The organism is Aliivibrio friggae (genome assembly GCF_057368515.1).
The window spans coordinates 1,946,916-1,972,219 of record NZ_CM170648.1 but is presented as its reverse complement, the minus strand read 5'-3'; the positions used below and the strand labels follow the sequence as shown (position 1 = coordinate 1,972,219).

Here is a 25,304-nt window from a genome sequence, read left to right as displayed (position 1 = left end):
GGTGCGAGAGATCACTAATAGAAAGGTCGTCCATGAGTTGGCTTGAAAAGATTTTTAATACAAGCAATATTGTTAGTTCACGTAAAGCATCGATCCCTGAAGGGGTTTGGACGAAATGTACGTCATGTGAACAAGTGCTTTATTCTGCAGAGCTAGAACGTAATCTAGAAGTGTGTCCTAAATGTGACCATCACATGCGAATGAAAGCTCGTAAACGTTTAGAAACGTTTTTAGATGCAGAAGGCCGTGTAGAAATTGGTCAAGAATTAGAGCCAAAAGATCTTTTAAAATTTAAAGACTCAAAACGCTATAAAGATCGTATTTCAGCAGCACAGAAATCAAGTAATGAAACAGATGCTCTTATCGTAATGAAAGGAACATTATTAGAATTACCTGTTGTTGCTTGTGCATTTGAATTCTCATTTATGGGTGGTTCAATGGGCTCTGTTGTTGGCGCTCGCTTTGTTAAAGCGGTTGATGCGGCAATTGAAAACAACTGTCCATTAGTTTGTTTTTCTGCAAGTGGTGGCGCTCGTATGCAAGAGGCACTTATGTCTCTAATGCAAATGGCAAAGACAAGTGCGGCATTAGCACGTTTATCTCGTAAAGGCCTACCATTTTTCTCTGTACTGACTGACCCAACAATGGGCGGTGTATCAGCAAGTTTAGCAATGCTAGGTGATATTAATATTGGTGAGCCAAAAGCCTTAATCGGTTTTGCTGGTCGCCGTGTTATCGAACAAACCGTTCGTGAAGATCTTCCAGAAGGTTTCCAACGCAGCGAGTTCTTACTTGAACATGGTGCAATCGATATGATTGTTGACCGTCGTGAAATGCGTCAGCGCATCGGTGGTTTAATGGCGAAAATGACGAATCAGTCTTCTCCATTAGTTGTTTCTGTTGATGGACCAAAGTAAAAAACAAATTAAATGAGAGCAAGGTTGTTAGTTCTTACTTTAAAACAGCAACCTAAGTCATATATACTGTCACTATATTCCGTAGTGAAGTAGTTGAATTATGACATCATTTGATTCTCCGAAAGCCACATCTGATTTATCGGTGTGGCTTCGTTATTTAGAAAGCATTCATACAAGTGCCATTGATTTAGGCCTTGAGCGCGTTCAGCGTGTTGCACAACGAGCAAAACTCACCAAACCTGCACCAACAGTGATAACTGTTGCAGGAACAAATGGTAAGGGCTCTACTTGTGCATTAATGGAATCTATCTTACTTAATGCCGGCTATCGTGTAGGCGTTTATAGCTCTCCTCACCTTATTCGTTACAACGAACGTATTCGTATCAACGGTAACGATTTATCTGATTCACTTATCACTCAGTCTTTTTCTGCGATTGAAGCGTGGCGTAAAGAAACATCCTTAAGCCTTTTTGAATTTGGTACGCTATCTGCTTTGTGGGCTTTTAAAGCGCATCAAGTCGATGTTGTTCTTTTAGAGGTCGGCCTTGGTGGACGTTTAGATGCAACAAATATTGTTGACCATGATGTTTCTATTATTACGAGTTTAGCGGTTGATCATGTTGATTGGCTTGGTGATGACATTGAAGTAATTGGTTTTGAAAAAGCAGGGATTTATCGCTCTGAAAAACCAGCAATATGTGGTCAGCCAAATCCACCATCTAGTGTTGCCGCCCATGCAGATGATATTGGTGCTGATTTATACCAAGTCGGTTATCAATTTGATTACAGCGTGAACTCTGAAGCGCAAACGTGGTCTTGGAAAAGTGGGGCATTTGATTTAAATGATCTGCCATTACCAAACTTACCACTAGCGAATGCTGCAACGGCAATCATGGCTTTAGGGACATCAGGGTTAGAATTAACAGATGTTAATATTGTTGAAGGGTTAACGTTAGCGAGTCTACCGGGGCGAATGCAACGTTTAAGCCGTGGCAATCAAGAGAGTGAGCCAACGATTATTCTTGATGTTGCACATAACCCACATTCAGCAAATTATCTCGTACAACAAATAAGACAGCGTTTCCCAAATAAGAAAGTACATGCAGTAGTCGGCATGTTACATGATAAAGACATTGAATCGACTCTAGGTGAGTTCACGGGAAGTGTTGATGTTTGGTATCCTGCTTCATTATCTGGCCCTAGAGCGGCTAACGCGAGTGAATTAACCGCGGTTATAGATGTAGAAGCAACAGAATATTCATCACCTGTAGATGCCTTTAAAGTAGCGCTAACGCAGGCTGATAATGATGATTTAATTTTAGTTTTTGGTTCTTTCCATACGGTTGGTGAAGTATGGGATTACTGGAAAAAAGAAGCATGAGGAACATGAGTGTCTAGTCCATTTCAACGACGTTTAGTCGGAACCATTATATTGGTTGCTATTGGGGTAATTGTTTTACCAGATGTATTCGATGGTAAGAAAAAACATTACCAAGAAGAATTTGCCAGCATTCCAATTAAACCAGAGCTTTCTAAAGATGTAGAGCAGTTCGAAATCCAAGAGCCTGTCGACTTTGATGCAGAGCTTCCAGGTGAGCCTGTTGAGGTGACTATTGAGTCATCTGAAGCGGAGCCTGAAAAAGAAGTGCTTACCATTGTAGAGAAAAAACCAGCACCAGAAGCCAAAAAAATTGATTACGCTAAAAGCGCATGGATTATTCAGTTAGGCGTGTTTAGAAATGCAGATAATGCACAAAATTTAGCTCTTAAACTGCGTAAGCAAGGCTTTCAAGCTCATACTTTTCCTAAAGATCCTAAAAAAGGGGATTTAGTACGAGTGGCTGTCGGTCCAGATGTTTCGAAACCTGATTTAGAGAAACAGTTACCGAAACTAAAAGAAATTACTGGCTTAAATGGTCAATTGCTTAAATTTACACCACTAAACCCATAAGAAAACGTTTGCGTCGCGGATTTTTCTGTTAAAATGCGCAGCAACAGAGAAAAGATAAATTATGATTTGGATCGATTTTGTCATTTTAGGTGTTATTAGCCTATCAGCTTTAATCAGTTTGATTAGAGGATTTGTAAAAGAAGCGTTGTCATTAGTGATATGGTTTGGTGCTTTTTTTGTCGCCAGTAACTTCTATCCTAAATTAGCGGTTTATTTTACAAACATACATGATGAAATGATAAGAAATGGCAGTGCAATTGCTGCCTTGTTTGTAGCGACACTGATCGTTGGTGCGGTGGTGAACTATGTTGTTGGACAGCTAGTTCAAAAAACCGGATTATCAGGAACTGATCGAGTGTTGGGTATTGTCTTTGGTGGGTTAAGGGGCGTATTAATTATAGCCGCGGTCCTTTTCTTTATCGATGCCTTTACCTCATTATCAGACTCTGAGTGGTGGAAGCAATCTCAATTGATACCGCAATTTTCGGTGGTCATTGAATGGTTCTTCGATTACTTAAAGGATACATCAAGTTTTCTTCCTGGCGCTAAATAGCGCCAGTTTTTTAGCAAATTGAGGACTCTAGGACATGTGCGGTATTGTTGGAATCGTAGGCGCAACACCTGTAAACCAGTCAATTTATGACGCTTTGACAGTGTTACAACATCGTGGCCAAGACGCTGCTGGTATTATTACCATAGAAAGCAATCGTTTCCGTCTGAGAAAGGCGAACGGCTTGGTGAAGGATGTATTTGAAGCAAAACACATGCAACGTCTACAAGGTAATGTAGGTATTGGCCATGTTCGTTACCCTACAGCAGGTAGCTCAAGCGCTTCAGAAGCTCAACCTTTCTATGTAAACTCACCTTTTGGGATCACATTAGCGCACAATGGTAACTTAACCAATGCGAATGAAATCCGTGAGACCTTATTTGAACAAGAGCGCCGACATGTAAATACGACTTCAGATTCTGAAGTGCTATTAAACATCTTTGCTCACCACCTTGATGCAACAACACATTATCCTCTTACTGCTGAAGATATTTTTAAAACGGTAGCTAACGTACACGAACAAATTCGTGGTGCATACGCGGTAGCTGCTATGGTTATTGGCCATGGTATGGTTGCCTTCCGTGATCCAAACGGTATTCGTCCTTTATGCTTAGGTAAGCGTGAAGTCGAAGGTCGTACAGAATACATGGTTGCGTCTGAATCAGTAGCACTTGATGCGGTTGGTTTTGACTTTGTTCGTGATGTTGCACCAGGTGAAGCAATTTATGCTCCATTTGAAGGTGGTTTATACACACAACAATGTGCTCATGATCCAAAATTAAACCCATGTATCTTTGAATTTGTTTACTTCGCTCGCCCTGATTCATTCATTGATAAAATTTCAGTGTACAGCGCTCGTGTTGAGATGGGTAAACGCTTAGGCGAGAAAATTAAGCGCGAGTGGGAAGACTTAGATATTGATGTCGTTTTGCCTATTCCTGAAACCTCATGCGATATTGCACTTGAAATTGCACAAATTATTAATAAGCCATACCGCCAAGGTTTTGTGAAAAACCGTTATGTTGGTCGTACGTTTATCATGCCTGGTCAGCAAGAGCGTAAAAAATCAGTACGTCGTAAACTGAACGCAATTCGTTCAGAATTTAAAGATAAAAACGTATTGCTGGTTGATGATTCAATCGTTCGTGGTACTACATCAGAGCAAATCATTGAAATGGCTCGTGATTCAGGTGCGAAAAACGTTTATATGGTATCAGCAGCACCAGAGATTCGTTTCCCGAATGTGTATGGTATTGATATGCCAAGTGCGAACGAATTAATTGCTCATGGCCGTGAAGTGGATGAGATCTGTAAGCAAATAGGTGCAGATGCGTTAATCTTCCAAGACCTACCAGATCTTGTTGATGCTGTTGGTTGTGGTAACCGTGAGATAGAGCGTTTTGAAACGTCTGTGTTCAATGCACACTATGTAACGGGTGATATTGACCAAGAATATCTTGAGCACATTGAAGGATTGCGCGGTGATGATGCTAAGCAAGACAGTGAAGCTCAAGACATTGCAAGCCTAGATATTTATAACGAAGGTGTGTAATACCAATCGTAGTAAATAATTGATTAATATAAAAAAGCCTGTGATATTTACAGGCTTTTTTGATCATTCTTTTAGACAAAACTAAATGCGTATCACTCGGCAATATGGTTACTTACGAAATCAATAAAGAGACGAACTTTTTCTGGTTGATGATCTTTATGATTGTAGATCATATAAATGTCTCTAGGGTTAGCAGACCAATTTTTAAGAACACGCACTAGAGAACCATCAGCAATATAACGACTGATCATGATGTCTGGCATTAATGTGATCCCCAAGCCATCAGAACAAGCCATTCGAATAACATTCAATTCACTTGCTTCAAAGCGACCAGCGTCAGTAATCGTAACCGATTCACCTTCACCATTTGTTAAGCGCCAACGCATTAATGGGTGGCCTTTTAATAAGCTATGTTTATGAAGTTCTTGAGCATGACTCGGCTCTGAATTCGCCTCTAAATAAGCAGGGCTAGCAACCAAAATATCTTCTAAAGAGCCAATTTGACGGGCAATAAGTGAAGAGTCACGCTGTCTTCCTACTCTAAAAATGATATCCCAATCAGTAGGATCAAGTTGCTCCGGTTGATTGCTCATTGTTAAGTTAATATCAATGTTTGGGTAGAGTAACATGAACTTATTTAATATCGGTTGGATCATGCGTTTTGTGAGATTAGAGGGCGCAGCGATTTTGAGCTTACCAGCCGCTCCGCGACACTCTTCACCTAAGCATTCACTCATATTAACTAAAGTCGCTAAAATTGGGGCGCATTCATCGTAAAATTTCTGTCCCGACTCTGTTAATGATAGTTTGCGAGCATGGCGATTGAGTAAGCGAATATCTAAAGAATCTTCTAAAGCTTGAATCCGACGAGTAATTGTCGCTACAGGGATCAGTGTCTTTCTTGAGGCAGCAGTGTAACTGCCATTATCGACCACCTGTCGAAACAAATTTAAATCATCTAATTTCATTATATTGAGATACTCTCTGTTTTTTCTAGCGCTAAAGTGTAACTAAAACCCTAAGGTACGTGTTGTTATAAGTCAACTAAAGTGAAATTTTATAAATAAAAGTCCACATAAGCGCTTAAGCTTACACTTATTAACAATCTTATTGAAAAATATTTGTACTCAACCTGATCTCGAACTAAATTTATTCTGAGTGATAAATTAAATAGTAAGGGAATTATTCATTATTCGCCAAGGGAACGTGCAGAGGGTAGTCGTATGTCGGTAGAGCAATGTAAAAAAAGAGTGCGTGAAAATAAAGTACCAGTAGAAGATCTATTATTGAATAAAGATGTCTTAATTGTAGATGATGACCCAACGTTTCGTTCAATCGTCAGAGCCGTTTTAGAAAGCTATTCATGTAATGTCAAAGAAGCGAGTAATGGATTAGAAGGCTTACAAATGCTACAACATTCGTTGCCCGATGTTCTGCTGTGTGACTTAGCAATGCCGATTTTAAATGGCATTGAATTCGTTGAAGAGGCGGTTCTCGAGTACCCAATGTTACCTATCATTGTTATCTCAGGCAGTGGTGATATGCAGGATGTAGCCAAAGTATTACGTTTAGGAGCAAAAGACTTTTTAGTAAAACCTATCACGGATGTCTCTATTCTTATTAAATCATTAGCATCGGCATTGAAGTTAAGTGAAGAGAGTTCTTATCGAATGCAGGACTTTTCGAGTCAATGGTTTAGAACATCAGAAATGGATAGAAGTTGTAATGATGAATTGCACTGGCATTTAGATTATTTACAAAAAGAACCAAATGTTGGACGAGAATTATTATTTGAGCTGTTGCCAGAGAGTGATGCTCAGCATGGTGATTGGAAACTTGGCTATCGTCTTCTTCAATCAACTGACGGCATGCCATTAATCTTTGATTACGAATGGTTATTAGATGGTCGTTTATTTTTCTATTTGGTGGATTCTAATACTGGTGGTGAGAGCAGTGTCGTTTCTTGTTTATTGATCCGAGCATTTTTTAATGATTTTATACGAGATCAAAATATCTCATTAAATACACTTCCAAGTATGTTGGAATCAATAGAAAAAGGGATGGTAACAATAGATAATGCACAGCCGATGTCAGCTATTTTTGGTTACGTTGATCTGGCAGACGAAGCTTTATTTATTTTATCCGCAGGATTAGACGCTGTATGGGAAAATAAGAGAGAGCGACATATTTTGCATGCAGGTGAACAGTTAGTGCTAAATGCTGCAAAAAATAAGGTACATCGCTTTCCGATCATGCAACGTAATCGATTGTTATTAAATAATTTAGGCTGTAGTAGCTTTAAATTAGAGTTGAGTTCTACCTCTGTTGATTAATGTATGCAGATAGCGTAAAAATGAAGTTATCCAGTATATGTAGAGACAGTAATTTGCATTTTTCACATAAAGCATTTTGGTTTATTTTGGCAAGTATTGCGTTAATCTTAGGAATTATCGGTATATTCCTTCCCCTATTACCGACCACACCTTTTTTATTATTAGCGAGCGCAGGGTTCATGCGTGCTTCTCCACGTATGAATAATTGGTTATTAACACATTCCTCTCTTGGCCCTCCTATTGTTGAATGGCAAGATCGTAAAACTATTAAAGCCTCCATAAAAAAGAAAGCACAATTTATGATTGTTGTGAGTTTTATTATATCAATCAGTTTAGCGCCAATCGTGTGGGTAAAAGTTCTGTTGCTTGTATTGGCAATTATACTTCTTTACTGGTTCTCAACTATTCCAAGCTCTTAATTTTTCAATGAATCGTGAAGATTAATCGGGATTTGATCGACAACTCATCTCGACGGGTAATACTTGCTCACGGCAAAGAAAGTGAATAACATAAGTCGGTTAATTTATTTTAATGCCATATTTTGGCAGAGTAGGACAAAATCATGTCGACAGAAACACTAGAGCTGATTAAAAACAGCATCAAATCTATTCCTGATTACCCAAAAGCTGGCATCATGTTTCGTGATGTAACAAGCTTAATGGAAGACCCAAAAGCATACCAAGCGACTATCCAGCTACTTGTAGAAAAATATAAGCAAGGCGGTTTCACTAAGATCGTTGGTACTGAAGCTCGTGGCTTCTTATTTGGCGCACCATTAGCATTAGAATTAGGTGTCGGTTTTATTCCTGTTCGTAAACCAGGAAAGTTACCTCGTCCAACAATTGCACAAACGTATGATCTTGAATACGGTACTGATACGTTAGAAATCCATACTGATGCGATTGTTGAAGGCGATAAAGTATTAGTAGTAGATGATCTACTAGCAACTGGCGGTACGATTGAAGCAACAGTGAAACTGATCCGTCAACTTGGTGGTGATGTTGAGCATGCCGCGTTTGTTATTAACCTACCAGAAATCGGTGGTCAAACTCGTTTAGAAGGTCTAGGTTTAAACGTGTACAGCATTTGTGAGTTTGCTGGTCACTAATTCTTCATATACACAATAAATTGAGTGAGATCTCTCTATCAAGGGAGATCTCATTTTTTTGCTGTGCTACGATTTAGATCTATTTTATTTTGGGCTGTATTCTATGAGCTATCAAGTTCTGGCGCGTAAGTGGCGTCCACATCATTTTAAAGATGTGGTAGGCCAACCTCACGTGCTTACGGCGTTGGAAAACGCACTTGACCATAATCGACTTCATCACGCTTACTTATTTAGCGGGACTCGTGGTGTGGGTAAAACCACCATTGCACGTTTGTTCGCAAAAGGGCTGAACTGTGAAGAAGGGATCACATCGACGCCATGTGGTGTGTGTTCTACCTGTAAAGAAATTGACGAAGGACGTTTCGTTGATTTACTTGAGATCGATGCGGCTTCTAGAACCAAGGTAGAAGATACACGTGAGCTACTTGATAATGTTCAATACAAACCTGCGCGTGGTCGCTTTAAGGTTTACTTGATCGATGAAGTTCATATGCTGTCGCGCCACAGTTTCAATGCGTTATTAAAAACATTGGAAGAGCCGCCAGAATACGTCAAATTCTTATTAGCAACGACCGATCCACAGAAATTACCTGTGACGATTTTATCTCGTTGTTTGCAGTTCCATTTAAAACACATCAGCGTTGATCAAATTCATGAACAACTTGATTTTGTTTTAGATAAAGAAGAAGTGACCAAAGATGCGAGAGCGCTAGGACTTATTGCACACGCTGCCGATGGCAGTATGCGTGATGCGCTGAGTTTGACTGACCAAGCGATTGCACTGGGTAATGGTTCTGTTACTACTGATATCGTTTCTGCGATGTTAGGGACACTAGATACCGATCAAGCCGTTCGCATTTTAGAAGCGATTAGCACCAAAAACATGCAGACACTAATGAGCTGTGTGAATGATCTCGCTGATATGGGAATTGAGTGGGATGGATTAGCAAAAGAAATCGCTAATCAATTGCATAAATTAGCCATGTATCAAGCATTGCCAGCAACCTTGGATAAATCTCAACCAGATGCAGAGCGTATTGATCTATTAAGTGGCCAGTTATCACCACAAGAAGTACAGCTTTTTTATCAAATTGCCCTACAGAGTCGTAAAGATTTATCGTTAGCGCCAACGGAAAAAACAGGCGTTGAAATGATGTTGTTAAGAATGGTCGCGTTTCGTCCTGTTCATGCACAACAGCTAGATGCTCAACCTGTCGCAGTACCAGCTACAGAGCCTCAAGCGGCGCAAACAACAGCGGCTCCTGTATTAAGACAGCAACCAACGGCACCGGTGAATCAAAATCAAGCAGCAATGAGACCTCAAACGCCAGCACAGCGTCAGGCACCTCAAGTTGCTCAACCACCGCAACAAGAATACGCACAGAATCAATATGTGCCACCAGCGCAGTCAGAGCAGCCACCAGTGTATGATGCTCCACCGATGGGAACTCCGCATCAAGTAATGCAGGAACAACCACAGACAGCACAGCAAGCCCCTGTGACACCACCAAAAAGTGGTTTGCTAGGCGTTCGTAATCAGTTACGCAGTGCAAAAAATAATTTAGCTAACACAAACAATGGTACTGGCTCAAAAAAGTCTAGTGCGGCATCCGATAAGAAAAAAACGAGTTCAGTGCTAGAACGTATTGCTGAGAAGCAACATTTAGCGCCTCGTACTCAGGTGTCGCAAATTGGAAACTCAGCAGCACAAGAGAAGAAACCAGAAGAACCTTATCGTTGGAAATCAATGCAGCCTGAAGTTAAAAAGGTAGCAAGTGATATTACGCCAACCAAGTTAAAACAAGCGTTAGAGCATGAGAAAACACCGGAGATGGTGCAGCTATTGGTGGACGAATCATCAAAGCAAGATCCATGGTCAGCATTGGCAATGTCATTAACAACATTACCAAAGCTTATTCAACAATTGGTCTTAAACTCTTCTTTTGTTGAGCAAGATAATCAAATAGCGTTACATTTGAGAGCGGAACAATCACATTTAAATGGTGACAAAGCCAATGAATTGATTACGCAAGCGTTGAGTCAGGCGTTAAATAAAGACGTCAACGTATCAATTGATATCAGCACTGAAGGAACGACACCTTTAGAGTTACGCGAACAAATGTACCAAACAAAATTACAGACGGCGTACCAAAGCCTACAACAAGATCCGCACGTAAATTTCTTTATGCAGAGATTTGGTGCAGAAATAGATCAAGAGAGCGTAAGACCGATTTAAACGTCGCTCACGCAATCTAAAGTAAAATATTCCGATGGGTTGAAATTGCAATATTCATCCCCATTTTCTTAATAATAGAGAAGTAAACTTAAGAGAGAATAATTATGTTCGGTGGAAAAGGCGGCATGGGCAACTTGATGAAGCAAGCCCAGCAAATGCAAGATCGCATGCAGAAAGTACAAGAAGAAATCGCAAACACAGAAGTGACTGGTGAATCAGGTGCAGGCCTTGTTAAAGTAACCATCACTGGTTCTCACAGTGTGCGTCGTGTTGAAATCGATCCAAGCCTAATGGAAGAAGACGAAAAAGACATGCTAGAAGATTTGATCGCTGCAGCGTTCAATGATGCGTCTCGTCGTATTGAAGAAACACAAAAAGAAAAAATGGCTGGTGTTACAGGTGGAATGCAAATGCCACCGGGTTTTAAAATGCCATTCTAAGTTTTCTTAGATAATAAATATTAGGATAGATTACGATTTATCTTGGTAAATTAGGCGGCTAAGTGGCTGCCTTTTTCTTTTCTGGAATATAAAAACTATGCGTACCAGTGGTCTATTAGAACAATTAATGGAATCGTTACGATGTCTCCCAGGGGTTGGCCCGAAATCAGCTCAACGAATGGCATTTCATCTTTTACAACGTAATCGTCAAGGGGGAATGCAATTAGCCGATTCTCTGTCTCGTGCGATGTCTGAAATCGGTCATTGTTCAGAGTGCCGAACGTTTACTGAAGAAGAGACGTGTGCGATCTGTTTAAATCCAAAACGTCAGGTCAGTGGAGAGCTATGCATTGTTGAAAGTCCTGCTGATATTGTTGCCGTTGAAGCTACGGGGCAATTCTCTGGACGTTATTTTGTTTTAATGGGGCATTTATCTCCTCTTGATGGTATTGGGCCAAGTGATATAGGGCTAGATTTACTTGACTACCGCTTAGGCCGTGGGGATATTAAAGAAGTGATTCTTGCAACAAACCCAACCGTTGAAGGGGAAGCAACAGCACATTACATTGCTGAAATATGTCAAGAACACAAAGTATCAGCAAGTCGAATTGCTCATGGTGTCCCTATGGGAGGAGAGCTCGAATTAGTGGATGGTACGACGTTATCTCACTCTATTTTGGGACGTCAGAAGCTTTATTAAGCATTAAAAGATGACTGACTAATTGGAGCATTCCACCACTAAGTGCTCCAATAAGATGGGCTTCGGTGGCGACTTTTGCATTGATAAGAGAAATGGTGGAAGTACTTGCTCCAAAGTATTGCTCCCAAGCTATTTTAGCCAGTACACCGATTAATAATAGCCAACCAGTATTGCGTTGATGTTTAATGTCTTCAATGGCTGCCCAGATAAATAAACCGTGTAACACACCCGATAATCCGACATAAGATTGCATGGGTGAAAGCAATAAAAACGATCCTGTCAGCAAACTGATAGAGAGCAGTAATAGCCATAACTTTTTAGGGTTTAAAATATCCTTAAAAATAAAACAAAATACAGTTAAAGCAGCTGCGTTGATCATTAAGTGAGGAAGGTTAGTATGGGTAAAGTTACCTGTTATTAATCGCCAAATTTCCCCTTGTTGAATTAAGCTTCTGTCCCAAACAAAAAAATCTGATACCGGAGTCAGTTGTGCAAGACCAAGCACGACTAAAATGGGAAAGAGTAATTTAAACAAATCAAAGGTTCCTTGTGATTCGATTCTGTCTTCAATGTCTAAAAACAAAAAAAGCGTGTATCTGTGAGTGGATAACACCGATCTCTACTGAGGTTGAACTCATCATACTACAGCATTCCACAGAAGCTAAGCGACCATTGGGAACAGCAAAGATCTTATCGTTAAGTTTGGTAAATTGCCGCACTTTTATCGGTGAAAATTTCACAGACCACACAGAGCTAAATACTCTATTGGCCGACGAACAATACCAACATCAAGTGTTGTTTTTAGATGGCACCAGTCAGGCAATTTCATCGTCCTCAAATCAGACAAAGCAGAAACAACGTGTGATTTTACTGGATGGAACATGGAAGAAAGCTTATAAAATGTGGCAGCTTTCGACGAATCTGCATTCATTACCAAAAGTACATCTTGATACCGAGTTATCTGGTAACTATCGTGTTCGAAAAGCGCCAAAAGACAATGCCTTATCAACGGCAGAAGCTGGGTATCATGTATTAAGCCAGCTTGATGGTGAGTCAGCCGAAACTAAAGAGTTGGACAAATTTGGTTCGATTCTAACGGCATTCGATAACATGATTGAATTTCATATTAGCCAAATGCCTGAAGGGGTATACCAAAAGAACTACCGTTCAGAGTAGTTCTTTTATCTCTTAGTATTGGATTAGTATTCGGTCAAATAGGAACAAATAGCTGATTATATAAACGCTGGGCATAGCCATCGGTCATGCCTGCGATATAATCAGCTATGACTCGATGCGCATTCCCCCCAGAAGCGATAGCCTCTTGCCACTCTCGTTTATCATTTTCAGGCAATAAACGCTCAGGATCTGAATTAAGCGCATCAAAAATCTCCATCACAATTTGCTGGCCTTTGTATTCAATTCGCTGCATTTCAGAATTATGTATTACGTATTGGCCAACAAATTTTTTCAGAATATCTAACGCATAGGTCATTGGTGGGCTTAAATATGCATTCCAACGCAATAATTCTGATTCGAATTCAGGCTCTTCTTCAAAGGTGGTTTTTTTAATGCTAATTGACGTCAACAGGGCATTTACGATGCTGCCAATCCCATCTTTACGTTGATATTGAAGACCAGAAAATAATTTATCACTGATGGTTTCAATATTTTCTTCAAACCATTCATCACCGCAGTCTGCAAGCTTACTGGCTACTGATTCTTGCCACTGATTACGAGTGACAATTCCCATCACTATCGCATCTTCTAAGTCATGAACACCATAAGCAATATCATCCGCCAACTCCATAATAGAGCAATCAATAGATTTAAAGCGTGTTTTACGATGCGCGTTGTCATTTTCTTTTTGGAAGCGAAGCGTAGATAACAGGGTTCTATCGTGCTCTGATAATGGAGCCAAAATCCAATCTAGGATCTGAGTATCATCACGATAAATACCTTTAGGTGGATGCCATTCAATCGATTTTAAGTGTCGCAAATTAGTCACAGGCTCAGGTCGGTAACTTGAATGAACCTGATCTAAGAAAGCGGGGTACTTTAAAACACCAAGTAGGGTTCTTCTTGCTAAGTTCATACCGAAATGTTCAGTATAAGGTTCTAACTTACTTAAAATTCGCAAAGTTTGGCCATTGCCTTCAAAGCCACCGTGATCACGCATCATATAATTAAGTGCAATTTCCCCACCGTGCCCAAAAGGAGGATGGCCGATATCATGAGCTAAACAGATACTCTCCATCAAACTGGTAGAGGTTAATAGATTGCGAAATTCCGGTTGTCTTAATTTAAGCTGAGCAACTACCCCCGTTCCTATTTGTGATACCTCTAAGGAATGAGTTAAGCGGGTGCGATAAAAATCATTGGCACTACCGGGACCATGAACTTGAGTTTTTGCTTGAAGGCGACGAAAAGCGGCAGAGTGGAGAATACGAGCACGATCTCGTTGAAAAACGCTGCGCTGATCATTACGACGTAACTTCTGTTCGTTACTGATGCGATCTTCCCAGTGTTGGGATAACGTAATATCGATTGGTTTATTCATTATTGTTGTTCTCGAAGTTATTGCTACTGATATATCATTACAGCTTTGTTACAAAAAGATCAATGAGTTATTTGAAAAAGAGAGCAAGAACACACGCTTAAATTAGTGTTATTTAGTTCATGAAGATGGATTGCTATAATAAGATTCACTTTGCTGAATGGAATAAGCTCATGAGTAGTGTCGTTAATTTATCGGATGAATTTGAACAGCTGCAACAAGCCTATCAAGCCTCGCCTTATCCTTCAAAGGATGATCGACTCGCGTTATTGAACGGGTTAAAAACGGCACTTTTAGCTGAAAAAGGCGCTTTGGTATCTGCATTAGAAAATGATTATGGTTTTCGAAGTCATTTCGATTCCACCATTTGTGATTTAATGCCTTCTATTCAACACATCAATTATACGCGTAAGCAATTATCTAAATGGCTTAAAATAAAAAAGCGTCATGCAGGCTTACTGCTTTCTCCCTCTAAGGTTTCTGTTTGTTATCAACCGCTAGGCGTGGTTGGTGTGATTGTTCCGTGGAACTTTCCGATATATTTAAGTATTGCTCCAATTGTGACAGCGATAGCTGCGGGAAACCGTGTCATGGTGAAGTTGAGTGAATACACCCCTGAAACAAATCAAATACTTCGTCGGATATTTTCGGATCTCTCGAAGCATGTTTGTATTATAGAAGGGGAAAGTGACATTGCCGCTGAATTTTCCCAATTGCCTTTTAATCATCTGCTGTTTACGGGCTCTACTCAGGTCGGGAAATTAGTTGCTAGCGCCGCGGCTAAAAATCTTACGCCAGTGACTCTTGAACTAGGTGGAAAATCGCCAGTGATCATCGCAGAAGATGCCGATTTAGTTTCTGCGGTTGATGCCATTATGCTTGGTAAATCAATGAATGCTGGGCAAATATGCGTAGCGCCTGATTATGTGTTTGTGCCAAAAGATAAGGTGGATAAATTTATTTCGCTTTATACCCAACGTTTTTTACAGGCTTTTCCTGAGAAAAAAGGGCGACGAGAGTACAGTCATATTATTAACCAAGCTCAATACGATCGTTTAAAGGCTTATCTTGATGATGCACAAGAGAAAGGAGCGAAGATCACCACGATTGGGGAGATGGAGGATCAGCAAGGCCGTTCGTTTTTCCCCCATTTGATTACAAACGTAACAGAAGATATGCGGGTTATGCAGGAAGAAATTTTTGGTCCGATTTTGCCGATTATTGGCTATGACGATATAGAAGAAGCCTTGAGTTATATTCAGGCTCGTCCGCGACCATTAGCGCTTTATATTATGTCATTAGATAAAAAATTAGTTAAAGACATTAGCCAGAAAACACACAGTGGTGGATTGGCAATTAATGACACCATTATGCATGTAGCTGCCGATGATGCGCCTTTTGGGGGGATCGGAGATTCAGGTATGGGGAGCTATCATGGTATTGAGGGCTTTCGAACGTTCTCTCATGCTAAAACAATATTAAACACACCAAATTGGTTGCCAAGAGCAAGATTGCTGTTAAAACACAAAAAATGGATGCTAAAAATCCTAAGTCGTAAGTTTATGAGCTAATCATTACTAATAAGCTCTGTTTATACGTGATTGTTAGGGCTTAGCGGTTGGCAAAAGAGGGGAACAGTCGTATGATTTGTTTCCTTTTTTTAATGTGAATTGCTCTTTATGTCTCAGCATCAACCAGTCCAAGGCGCTTCTTGGATGTTAACCGCAGGCCTTGCCTTTGCGATTGTTAACAGTATTGCTCAATATGTCAGTATGAACTTTGGTCTTCCATCAACGATGGTTGCTTTAGTTCAATATGGGATTGCGTTGATCGTCATCTTGCCTTATTTACGCACATTAGGGTTGCGTAATTCTCTTCGAACGGAACATTTTGGCATGCATGCGTTGCGTGTATTCTTATCCGTAATTGGTATCCAACTTTGGTTGTGGGCGCTGGCGTATCCAGTTCCAATTTGGCAAGGCATCGCACTGTTAATGACCTCTCCTTTATTCGCGACTATTGGCTCTGGCTTATTCTTAAAAGAGAAAGTGGGAGCGGCTCGCTGGTGTGCAACACTAGCTGGTTTTGTTGGAGCGATGATCATTCTTGAACCATGGGCAGATAGCTTTACATGGGCAACCTTATTGCCGGTTGGCGCGGCGTTCTTTTGGGCGTGTTATTCACTAATGGTTAAGAAAATGTCGGCAAATGATTCACCATCAACCATGGTGGTTTATCTTTTGGTTCTTATCACTCCATTTAATATCTTACTGGCGTTACCAGATTGGCAAACACCAAGCGGCATGAATGTGTGGTTATTATTATTTGGTGCAGGTGTTATGACGGCATTGGCTCAATGGGCTATCGTAAAAGCATACGCTGTTGCTGATGCGTCGTTTGTGCAACCGTTTGATCATGCTAAGTTACCATTGAATGTATTAGCGGGTTGGGTCGTATTTGGATGGGCACCACCAGGACGTTTGTGGTTAGGTGCTGCAATAATTATTGCTTCTGTTGCGTTTATTACGCAGTGGGAGCGTAGAAAGAAGGCAGTGATTAAGTAATCTATTTATTATTTAAATCCATTAAGAATAAGAAAAGCCGACTCAGCATTACTGTATGCTAAATCGGCTTTTTATTTTCTACGATTGGTATAATATTACTTCACTGCGTCTTCTAGGATTTCACGAGATACCTTAAGGGTAATCGCTTGATGTTCGCCTAGAGCAACCATGCCATGAGCTTCAAGTTGTTTGATGATCGCATCAATGGCTGCTGCTTTATCATCGCCGTGCTCAGTTAGCTCTGTTGGAGAATTCAGGCTATGGTAGAACGTTTCGATTTCAATGATTGTGCGCTCTGCTAAATCATCAGAAGCCTCTAAACCAAAGACGTTTTTACCCATTTGTTCTAGTTTCGCGCGTTTTGCTTCGATTTGGTTACGAAGTAAAGATGGCTGAATGATAGATAAAGAACGAGCGTGATCAACATGATAAAGCGCTGTCAGTTCGTGACCAATCATGTGTGTTGCCCAATCGTGAGGAACACCAGTACCAATAAGGCCGTTTAAAGCTTGGTTTGCTGTCCACATTAGGTTTGAACGCCATTCGTTATTATCACGGTTGTCGTATTGCTCACCAAGAACTAATAAATTACGAAGTAGAGTTTCTGCGTAACCATCTTGAACCATTGCACCAGCAGGCATCGTTAGGTATTGCTCACAGGTATGAACCCAAGCATCGACTAAACCATTTGTTAGTTGGCGCTCTGGTAGTGTTTTCATTGAATCAGGATCAAGAACCGCAAATTTAGGTTGTACTGCCGCTGCCATGAAAGGCAGTTTAGTTTGTGTCGATTTTTGAGTAATTACCGCACCAGAGTTAGACTCAGAGCCTGTTGCTGGTAGCGTTAAAATCGCGCCTAGTGGCACCGCTTCTGTCACAGTGTGCTGCCCAATTAGGATATCCCAACCGTTACCGTCGTACTTTGTTGCAGCTGCAACGTATTTTGAACCATCAATAACTGATCCACCACCCACAGCAAGAATATAATCAACCTTTTCTGCTTTTGCGATAGCAACTGCTTTATCTAATGTTTCAACCGTTGGGTTTGGCTCAACGCCTGAAAACTCAATCCAAGAATGGTCAGAAAGTGCAGTAACTACTTGGTCATAAACACCGTTTGTTTTAATTGAACCACCACCATAAATCACTAATACTTTTTGATCTTGTGGAATAGATGTAGCGATTGCTGCAATTTGACCTTGGCCAAAATGGATTTGTGTCGGGTTAACGTAAGAGAATTTCATTGCTTTACCTCATTTCTTCCAAAAGGTGATGTTCTATTTTTTAGAACTTATTATTTCAATAAGTGCATATTAGTCTTGGGTTGTTGCTTTTGTAAGGTGAATTTATGGATTTTTATTGCCTATTTCTACAATTGACTGTATTTTCAAAAAATAAAGTAATAGATGTGATCTTGATTAGATAAAGGAACGCTGATGAATTCTCTTGGTGACTTAATGCAAAGCTATGCCGATCGTTATGGTTTTAATGATCTGGAAGGTATAAGAGAAACTGCAATCCCAAACGTGTGGTTTTACCGTAGTAGTAAAGGAAATCAACGACAGCCGTTTGTTTATCAATCGGGAATTATTGTGATGGGTAAAGGGCATAAACACATACATATTGGTAATCAGCCTGTGCATTATGGACCTGATGATTATCTGGTTGTCGGTGTGCCAATGCCACTAGAATGTGAAGCCTTTCCTGAAGATGATAGTCCATTACTTGGTTTAACGATCAATGTTGATTCAACCTTACTTCATCGTCTGGTTAATGAACTAGAGGCAGCTAATTTTCAAGCGCTCGTAAAATCAAATCAAGATGGCTTTGGCCTTACATCAGTTAAAATGGCTGATGACATGCTTGATAGTTGTAAGCGCTTGATGCTGGCACTACATAGCGATCTCGATACGAAATTATTAGGTGAGTCTTTATTAAATGAAATTGTCTATCGAGTACTGACTGGAACAGAAGGGCATGTATTATTTAATTTAGCACATCATGATGGCCAGTATGCCAGAGTCGCTAAAGCGATGAATAAAATGCACCAATCTTATGCGGATGGATTAACAGTACAAAACTTAGCTGAAGAAGCCAATATGAGCGTGTCTGCGTTTCATTCGGCGTTTCGTAAAGTCACGTTAGAGTCTCCGTTACAATATTTGAAAAAAGTGCGTTTGAATAAAGCCAAAGAGTTGATTCAACTAGAAGGTCGACGTGTTAATGATGCTGCTCACTCTGTAGGCTATACCAGTACATCACAATTTAGCCGAGAGTTTAAACGCCATTTTAATATGACGCCTAAAGGGTGTGTCGCTTAGTTTTAATAAAATAGAGAATTCAAATATGTCAAATGTCGTATTTATAGCAACAAGCCTAGACGGATATATCGCGGATAAAAATGGGGGATTAGATTGGTTACATGCGATCCCTAATCCAGAAGGTAATGACATGGGTTATGCTAAGCATGTAGCTAGTATTGATGCGTTAGTGATGGGGCGTAATACGTTAGATATGGTATTGAGCTTTGGTATCGATTGGCCTTATTCAAAACCTGTTTTTGTATTGAGCAACACGATGACTTCAGTACCTGATGGCTATGAAGATAAAATCTTTTTAGTAAAAGGCCCATTGAAAGAAGTATTAGATCAAATCCATGCAAAAGGATTTATGAATTTGTATATTGATGGCGGAGTTACGATTCAAAATTTCTTAAAAGAAGATCTGATTGATGAGATGATTATTACCACGATTCCAGTACTTTTAGGTGGTGGTTCGTCACTGTTTGGTGATTTAGAGGCATCAATAGACTTTAAATGCATAAAAAGTGAGATATTTTTGGACTCAATTGTTCAAAATCAATTTGTACGTCAGCGTTCATAGTGTTCACTGTTTTTTAAATATAAAAAAGCCTGCAAATTCAGCAGGCTCTATTTTTCATTTTATATTCGCGTGATTGAGATTAGATCAATTACTGCTTATAAGTATGTAAGAAGCGCTCTAGACGACCAATTGCCGTTTCTAAATCGTCAACACGAGGCAGTGTTACGATGCGGAAGTGATCGGGTTTTGGCCAGTTAAAGCCAGTGCCTTGAACTAACAGCACTTTTTCCTTGATTAAGAAATCTAGAACAAACTTCTGATCATCTTTAATCTTGTACATCTTAGGATCAAGTTTAGGGAATAAGTACATTGCCCCCTTTGGCTTCACACAACTTACGCCTGGGATTTGAGTAATTAAGTCATACGCTTTGTCACGTTGCTCTAATAAACGCCCACCCGGAAGCAGAAGCTCATTAATACTTTGATAACCACCTAGTGCAGTTTGAATCGCGTGTTGCATTGGCACGTTGGCACACAAACGCATTGAAGCCAGCATATCTAAACCGGCAATATAGCCTTGAGCGTGATCTTTAGGACCATTCAAGAACATCCAGCCACCACGGAAACCACACACACGGTACGCTTTCGATAGACCGTTAAACGTTACAGTTAAAAGATCGGGAGCTAGTGTTGCTAATGTTGTATGAACTGCACCGTCATAAAGTACTTTGTCATAAATTTCATCAGCAAAGATGATTAGGTTATTTTGGCGTGCAATCTCAACCACTTGTAATAAGAAATCACGACTATATACAGCACCCGTTGGGTTGTTCGGGTTGATTAGTACAATACCTTTAGTATTCGGTGTGATTTTCTTTTTGATATCGTCAAGATCTGGGTACCAATCTGCACCTTCATCACATAGGTAATGAACTGGCTTACCACCAGAAAGTGCTACTGATGCCGTCCATAATGGATAGTCAGGTGCAGGTACTAGCATTTCATCGCCATTGTTCAATAACGCCTGCATTGCCATTACGATAAGCTCTGAAGCACCATTACCGATGTAGACATCTTCTACATCTAAATCTAATAGACCACGACGTTGATAATGCTGAACTACCGCTTTACGAGCAGAGTAGATGCCTTTTGAATCACAGTAACCTTGCGACGTTGGCAGGTTTTTAATCACATCAACTAGGATTTCATCAGGGGCGTCAAAGCCAAATGGGGCGGGATTCCCAATGTTTAGTTTAAGAATTTTGTGGCCTTCTTCTTCCATTCTTTTAGCATGTTTAAGAACTGGACCACGGATGTCGTAGCATACACTGCTAAGTTTTGATGACATTCCAATATTTTGCATGGTGAAACCCTGATGAAAAAAATACGTTATAGACTCAAATTACACTATTTCTAGGGGACTGAGAAACAATTTTTAGAAAATAATCACGCAAAATTCGCATCAGCAATATTTACTACTGAGAAAGAGGCTTTTGCCATTTCTTTTGATAATGAGCAGCATTGGTTGATATATGTGCAATTAAGGAAAATTCACATTGTTTTAGATTTACATAAATAAGCAAAATTTGATAATAGTTTTATTTTTTAGACATACAATTGATGTGAATTATTTTTTATTTTCAAACCTTTTGCTAGAATAACTAGTTCATACAAGGAAATAGCAAGCAATACCGCTTGTGCAATACGGTTGCCATGATGGCTGAAAACGATCAAGAGAGGTTAATTTGTCCACTTTTCAAAATGCCATTGAATCGATTCGTCATCAAATTACGCAGGCAACGTCATCCCATACTATCTGTCTTGAATTGGATTGGTCTATTGGCGAACAACTGATTGACTGGTTAGAAGCTCAACCTGTATACCCTAAGTTTTATTGGCAATCTCGAGATGGCCAAGAAGAAGTTGCGGTCGTAGGGCAAGTGAAGACATTTACTGATCCAGGTGCTGCACAAAAAGTGTTAGCGCCACAGCAACGTATCTGGGGTGGTCGTTCTTTTGATGGTCGTACTGAACGTAATCGACGTTGTATGTCGTCTTTTTTCTTTTTGCCACAAGTAGAAATCAGCCGTTTAGCCTCCTCTTGGCAGATCATGGTGAATCTATCAGACGATAATTCACGTCTACTATCGACACTAGATAAACTTGTCGAGCATTTCTCTTCATTATCTGAATTACATTGTCGGGTGACCCAACGCATTAACACGCCAGAAAAAGCAGATTGGACTAATATGGTCAATAAAGCTCTGACGGCTATTTCAAACAAACAGTTTGAGAAAGTGGTTCTTGCGCGTAAAACGACATTAACGCTCGATCAAGACTTATCATCTGCTCAGTTTTTAAAAGCGAGTCGCAAAGCGAACAGCCATAGTTTTCATTTTATGATGGCGTTAGATAGCGAGCATTGCTTTATTGGTTCAACACCAGAGCGTCTGTATGTACGTAATGGCTATGCATTAAAAACAGAAGCATTGGCAGGAACGATTGGCCGTGGACATGATGAAGAAGAAGACAATCAATTAGCATCATGGTTAATTTGCGATAAGAAAAACCAATATGAAAACCGCCTTGTGGTGGATGACATTATCAATCGCCTGTCTAAATTTAGCCTTTCAATGAAGGTCGCTGAAACGTCTGAATTAGTAAAATTGCGTAAAGTACAGCACCTCAAACGCCCAATTTCAGCTGAGATAAACTCAGATTGCAGTGACTCGCAATTATTAGATAACTTACAACCAACTGCAGCTATTGCAGGTTTGCCTCGTATGTCGGCGTTGGATTTTATTATCGACAACGAACCGTTTGCCCGTGGTTGGTACAGTGGCGCTGTCGGTTTTTTAAGTCAGCAACGCAGCGAATTTTGTGTCGCTATTCGCAGTGCATTAGTCATGGGTAATAAATTGCACCTATTTGCAGGGGCAGGAATTGTACCTGGCTCTGAACCAAGCAGTGAATGGGAAGAGTTAGACAAAAAAACCTCAACTCTGTGTACCTTATTAGAATCGGATCCTACCGTGAGTGTAGAGATCAAGGAGTCGCAAGTCGCATGATGCAACCAGAGCAGCAAGTAACGCTAAACCAAGTTTGGGCTGAGTTGATTATTGAAGAGTTAGTTCGATATGGGGTGAAGCATGTTTGCATAGCTCCGGGATCTCGCTCGACACCATTAACGCTTGCGGCTTCAGAGCATCAACATTTATCAATTCATACTCATTTTGATGAGCGTGGATTGGGTTTTCTTGCTCTTGGTATTGCTAAAGCCTCAAAAGAAGCGGTTGCGGTGATAGTGACATCAGGAACGGCGGTTGCGAATTTATTGCCTTCGGTTGCCGAATCAGGATTAACCAAAGAGAAGCTAATATTACTTACAGCAGATCGCCCCGTTGAATTGATTAACTGTGGTGCAAATCAAGCGATTAATCAGCAAGGCATATTCTCATCTCATGTTTGTCATTCTCTCCAACTGCCATCACCAAGCATTAATATTCCAGCCCAGTGGTTATTAAGTCGATTAGATCAAGCCTGCTTTGCTCAGCAAGAGCAGGGTGGTGCCATTCATATTAACTGTCCTTTTCCAGAACCATTTTATGGCAAGAAAGATAATGATCTTGTACGAGATTATCTTGCGCCTATTCAAGAATGGAAAGAGGCATTCTCAGCCTATATTCAACAACCTCGTTATTCTTCAGTTGTGACCGTATCACCTCAATGGATGAAAACAGCCCAGAAGAAAGGCATTGTGATTATCGGTAACGTCACGTTAGAAGAAGCACAAGCCGCGGCTAAATTAGCGCAAGAATTAGGATGGCCAGTATTGGCGGATCCACAATCAGGTTATTACTCATCGTGGGCGCATTACGATTTATGGCTACAGAATACAGCCTGTATTGAATTACTTGCAGATGTTGAGTGTGTACTTCAATTTGGTGCACGTCTAGTCTCTAAACGCTTAAGTGCATGGTTAGATAAATATCAACAAGATTACTACTTGATTGACCCACACTTTGAACTACTTGATGCCAGTTGTCATTCTCATGTTCGCTATCGTGCAGATATTACAGCATGGTGCCAGACTCATGCTGAAAGCTTAACCGAGCGAGATTGCTTCTTTGACCACGCACCTTCTCTATTGTGGAGTGAGTCTTTAAAAGTGGCCTCTCTTAATGCGTTGGCGTTGGCTCGCTCTATGGCATGCCACAGTGAAACACTGTCAGAATTAAGCTTTGCACTTACCATAGGCCAGAAGGCTGAATCATGTGATTGGTTCATCGGTAATAGTTTAATTGTTCGTTTGTTAGATATGGCCGGAGAGCTAAATCAACAACACACGTATACCAATCGTGGTGCCTCAGGCATTGATGGGTTAATCGCAACAGCAGTGGGTGTTCAACGAGCAAATCAAAATCCTTTGTTGGCTTTAGTCGGTGATACCTCTCTACTTTATGACTTGAATTCATTAGCATTATTAAAGCAAGCAACTCAACCGGTCGTCATTGTGGTCATCAATAATGATGGTGGTGGCATTTTTGATTTGCTGCCTGTTGATGAAAAGAAAAAAGACGATTTCTATCGTATGCCTCACCAATTAGAGTTTAGTCATGCCGCTGCGATGTTTGGTTTGGCCTATCATAAGCCAGAAACACTAAGTTGTGCGATGTCGATGATTAATGAGGGTCTACAACAGGGTATTCACTTAGTGGAAATTAACACCCCAGCAGGACAAGCTGGTGAAGAGTTAACGCGTTTATTCCAAACAATCCAACATGCCACTTTATTCTAAATGCATTAAGCCTAAAGAGAATATCGCACAACCTTGCGTGGTATTTTTACACGGATTATTAGGCTCAATAGGTGATTGGGAAAAGATAGCGTCAGCGATAGCGAAAACTCACCCAGTGTTATTAATCGATCTTCCTGGTCATGGTCATAGTCGTTTAATTAATGTGTCTGAGGGTCATGGCTTTGAGCAAACTTGTCGCTTGATAGTCGAGCAACTTGAAAGCAGTCCTTATCAAGAGTTTATTTTTGTGGGCTACTCCTTAGGTGGACGCATTGCTATGTATTTGAATGCGTGTGTTGAGTTGCCAAGTAATATCTCTCTTCGTGGCTTGTGCATTGAAGGGGGGAATTTTGGTTTGCTATCAAAAGAAGAGAAGCAAGCTCGATTGAATAATGACATTCGATGGGCTGAGCGATTTGAACAACAACCGATTGTTGATGTTTTAGACGATTGGTATCAACAAAAGGTATTTTCTTCACTAAACCCTGAGCAAAGACAAGTTTTAGTGGCTAAAAGAAGTGATAACCTTGGTAAGTCAATTGGGATGATGTTGAGATCTACATCACTGGCTAAGCAACCATATTTGCTTGAAGCCTTACATCGTAGCACCATTCCTATGCTTTATATTTGCGGCGAAGCAGATAACAAATTTCAACACTTGGCTGAGCAAAGTCAATTAACGTATCAAATCATTGCTCAGGCCGGTCATAACGCTCATGTGGAACAGCCCGAACGCTTTACACATGTACTTAATACATTCTTACAACAATGGAAATAA

24 protein-coding genes are annotated in these 25,304 nt (G+C 40.3%); 19 read left to right on the top strand and 5 right to left on the bottom strand.

Features of this window, described 5'->3' with window-relative positions; translation table 11 throughout:
• Window positions 1–32: 32 nt before the first annotated feature.
• The 5 genes from accD to purF all read left to right on the top strand — a co-directional run bounded on the left by accD (window position 33) and on the right by purF (window position 4,970).
• Window positions 33–917 (top strand): acetyl-CoA carboxylase, carboxyltransferase subunit beta, encoded by an 885-nt coding sequence (accD, locus tag AC2INI_RS09160; protein ID WP_122033180.1) that lies wholly within the window; start codon window positions 33–35, stop codon window positions 915–917.
• Between the two features lie 100 nt (window positions 918–1,017).
• Window positions 1,018–2,298 (top strand): bifunctional tetrahydrofolate synthase/dihydrofolate synthase, encoded by a 1,281-nt coding sequence (gene folC / locus AC2INI_RS09155; protein WP_122033179.1) that lies wholly within the window; start codon window positions 1,018–1,020, stop codon window positions 2,296–2,298.
• Window positions 2,299–2,307: 9 nt separating this feature from the next.
• Entirely contained in the window at window positions 2,308–2,868 is a 561-nt protein-coding gene (locus AC2INI_RS09150) for an SPOR domain-containing protein (protein ID WP_122033178.1), read from the top strand.
• A 61-nt stretch (window positions 2,869–2,929) separates the two neighbouring features.
• On the top strand, window positions 2,930–3,421 hold the full coding sequence (cvpA, locus tag AC2INI_RS09145; RefSeq protein WP_122033177.1) for a colicin V production protein: 492 nt from the start codon (window positions 2,930–2,932) through the stop codon (window positions 3,419–3,421).
• Window positions 3,422–3,455: 34 nt separating this feature from the next.
• Window positions 3,456–4,970, top strand: a complete 1,515-nt coding sequence (purF, locus tag AC2INI_RS09140) for an amidophosphoribosyltransferase (protein ID WP_122033176.1) — start codon at window positions 3,456–3,458, stop codon at window positions 4,968–4,970.
• Between the two features lie 92 nt (window positions 4,971–5,062).
• Here the strand turns inward: purF and AC2INI_RS09135 are convergent, their stop codons facing one another.
• Window positions 5,063–5,938, bottom strand: a complete 876-nt coding sequence (locus tag AC2INI_RS09135; RefSeq protein WP_122033175.1) for a LysR family transcriptional regulator — start codon at window positions 5,936–5,938, stop codon at window positions 5,063–5,065.
• Between the two features lie 255 nt (window positions 5,939–6,193).
• On the opposite strand from AC2INI_RS09135, the gene AC2INI_RS09130 reads away from it, so the two are divergent.
• The 6 genes from AC2INI_RS09130 to recR all read left to right on the top strand — a co-directional run bounded on the left by AC2INI_RS09130 (window position 6,194) and on the right by recR (window position 11,787).
• Window positions 6,194–7,303 carry a response regulator gene (locus AC2INI_RS09130; RefSeq protein WP_486304667.1) on the top strand — a complete coding sequence of 370 codons (1,110 nt, stop codon included), beginning with the start codon at window positions 6,194–6,196 and terminating at the stop codon, window positions 7,301–7,303.
• 20 nt (window positions 7,304–7,323) lie between these two features.
• A complete protein-coding gene (locus AC2INI_RS09125; protein WP_486304666.1) occupies window positions 7,324–7,722 on the top strand; it encodes a DUF454 family protein in 399 nt (132 codons plus the stop codon).
• 143 nt (window positions 7,723–7,865) lie between these two features.
• On the top strand, window positions 7,866–8,411 hold the full coding sequence (apt, locus tag AC2INI_RS09120) for an adenine phosphoribosyltransferase (protein ID WP_122033173.1): 546 nt from the start codon (window positions 7,866–7,868) through the stop codon (window positions 8,409–8,411).
• A gap of 103 nt (window positions 8,412–8,514) precedes the next feature.
• Complete coding sequence (gene dnaX / locus AC2INI_RS09115) at window positions 8,515–10,647, top strand: DNA polymerase III subunit gamma/tau (RefSeq protein ID WP_486304665.1); 2,133 nt, start codon at window positions 8,515–8,517, stop codon at window positions 10,645–10,647.
• Window positions 10,648–10,751: 104 nt separating this feature from the next.
• On the top strand, window positions 10,752–11,087 hold the full coding sequence (locus tag AC2INI_RS09110; RefSeq protein ID WP_122033171.1) for a YbaB/EbfC family nucleoid-associated protein: 336 nt from the start codon (window positions 10,752–10,754) through the stop codon (window positions 11,085–11,087).
• A 97-nt stretch (window positions 11,088–11,184) separates the two neighbouring features.
• A complete protein-coding gene (gene recR, locus AC2INI_RS09105; RefSeq protein ID WP_486304664.1) occupies window positions 11,185–11,787 on the top strand; it encodes a recombination mediator RecR in 603 nt (200 codons plus the stop codon).
• Here the strand turns inward: recR and rrtA are convergent.
• Complete coding sequence (gene rrtA, locus AC2INI_RS09100) at window positions 11,759–12,322, bottom strand: rhombosortase (RefSeq protein ID WP_486304663.1); 564 nt, start codon at window positions 12,320–12,322, stop codon at window positions 11,759–11,761. The genes recR and rrtA overlap by 29 nt on opposite strands.
• A 14-nt stretch (window positions 12,323–12,336) precedes the next feature.
• Between rrtA and AC2INI_RS09095 the strand changes: the two genes are divergently transcribed.
• On the top strand, window positions 12,337–12,963 hold the full coding sequence (locus AC2INI_RS09095; RefSeq protein ID WP_486304662.1) for a tRNA-uridine aminocarboxypropyltransferase: 627 nt from the start codon (window positions 12,337–12,339) through the stop codon (window positions 12,961–12,963).
• Between the two features lie 34 nt (window positions 12,964–12,997).
• On the opposite strand, the gene AC2INI_RS09090 is transcribed toward AC2INI_RS09095, so the two are convergent.
• Complete coding sequence (locus AC2INI_RS09090) at window positions 12,998–14,344, bottom strand: anti-phage deoxyguanosine triphosphatase (protein WP_486304661.1); 1,347 nt, start codon at window positions 14,342–14,344, stop codon at window positions 12,998–13,000.
• A 170-nt stretch (window positions 14,345–14,514) separates the two neighbouring features.
• Here AC2INI_RS09090 and AC2INI_RS09085 point away from each other — a divergent pair, with 170 nt between their 5' ends.
• Together AC2INI_RS09085 and AC2INI_RS09080 are read left to right on the top strand one after the other, a co-directional pair.
• Window positions 14,515–15,912, top strand: a complete 1,398-nt coding sequence (locus tag AC2INI_RS09085; protein ID WP_486304660.1) for a coniferyl aldehyde dehydrogenase — start codon at window positions 14,515–14,517, stop codon at window positions 15,910–15,912.
• Window positions 15,913–16,020: 108 nt separating this feature from the next.
• Entirely contained in the window at window positions 16,021–16,905 is an 885-nt protein-coding gene (locus AC2INI_RS09080) for a DMT family transporter (protein WP_486304659.1), read from the top strand.
• 95 nt (window positions 16,906–17,000) lie between these two features.
• Here the strand turns inward: AC2INI_RS09080 and AC2INI_RS09075 are convergent, their stop codons facing one another.
• Entirely contained in the window at window positions 17,001–18,149 is a 1,149-nt protein-coding gene (locus AC2INI_RS09075; protein ID WP_486304658.1) for an iron-containing alcohol dehydrogenase, read from the bottom strand.
• Window positions 18,150–18,341: 192 nt separating this feature from the next.
• On the opposite strand from AC2INI_RS09075, the gene AC2INI_RS09070 reads away from it, so the two are divergent.
• Window positions 18,342–19,226, top strand: a complete 885-nt coding sequence (locus AC2INI_RS09070) for an AraC family transcriptional regulator (RefSeq protein ID WP_486304657.1) — start codon at window positions 18,342–18,344, stop codon at window positions 19,224–19,226.
• Window positions 19,227–19,251: 25 nt separating this feature from the next.
• Entirely contained in the window at window positions 19,252–19,788 is a 537-nt protein-coding gene (locus AC2INI_RS09065) for a dihydrofolate reductase family protein (protein WP_122033162.1), read from the top strand.
• 88 nt (window positions 19,789–19,876) lie between these two features.
• On the opposite strand, the gene AC2INI_RS09060 is transcribed toward AC2INI_RS09065, so the two are convergent.
• On the bottom strand, window positions 19,877–21,091 hold the full coding sequence (locus AC2INI_RS09060) for a pyridoxal phosphate-dependent aminotransferase (protein ID WP_045102459.1): 1,215 nt from the start codon (window positions 21,089–21,091) through the stop codon (window positions 19,877–19,879).
• Window positions 21,092–21,473: 382 nt separating this feature from the next.
• Between AC2INI_RS09060 and AC2INI_RS09055 the strand changes: the two genes are divergently transcribed.
• Genes AC2INI_RS09055 through menH form a run of 3 tightly spaced genes read left to right on the top strand, consistent with a single transcriptional unit; the run spans window position 21,474 to window position 25,304 of the window.
• Entirely contained in the window at window positions 21,474–22,796 is a 1,323-nt protein-coding gene (locus AC2INI_RS09055; protein WP_122033161.1) for an isochorismate synthase, read from the top strand.
• Entirely contained in the window at window positions 22,793–24,526 is a 1,734-nt protein-coding gene (gene menD / locus AC2INI_RS09050; RefSeq protein WP_486304656.1) for a 2-succinyl-5-enolpyruvyl-6-hydroxy-3-cyclohexene-1-carboxylic-acid synthase, read from the top strand. The genes AC2INI_RS09055 and menD overlap by 4 nt, the downstream gene beginning before the upstream one ends.
• The gene (menH, locus tag AC2INI_RS09045) at window positions 24,510–25,304 is read left to right on the top strand and encodes a 2-succinyl-6-hydroxy-2,4-cyclohexadiene-1-carboxylate synthase (RefSeq protein WP_486304655.1); all 795 of its coding nucleotides are present in this window, start codon (window positions 24,510–24,512) and stop codon (window positions 25,302–25,304) included. Before menD ends, menH begins: the two co-directional genes overlap by 17 nt.